We start from the raw sequence: 276 nt of genomic DNA on the forward strand, positions 1-276 counted from the left end.
CCCTGCGACCTGCTGCTGCAACGCGGCGCAGGCCACGGCCGGGCACGCCAGGCCAGCGCCTTGGCAGCCAATCTCGAAGTCGATCCGGCGGTCGGTGGTGTTGAGTTTGACGTTCTCGACAACCCACGGCGCTTGCAGCCCCAGCGCATTGGTGAACAGCGCTTCCAGTTCAACACCCATCAGACACTCCCATGTTCAACATCAACTTGGTGGACCTGTGGACAGGCCCGAGGCGACCTGCCCGCTGGCGTCCACTACCAGCGGCTATTGTGCATG

At 63.8% G+C, this 276-nt stretch carries 1 pseudogene; it reads right to left on the reverse strand.

What is annotated here, in order from left to right:
* A pseudogene (locus VTU_RS28670) lies at positions 1-180 on the reverse strand (ISL3 family transposase); the annotation flags it as partial.
* Positions 181-276 lie beyond the last annotated feature (96 nt).

The sequence above is a fragment of the Verminephrobacter aporrectodeae subsp. tuberculatae At4 genome (assembly GCF_000193225.1).
Classification (GTDB): domain Bacteria; phylum Pseudomonadota; class Gammaproteobacteria; order Burkholderiales; family Burkholderiaceae_C; genus Acidovorax; species Acidovorax aporrectodeae.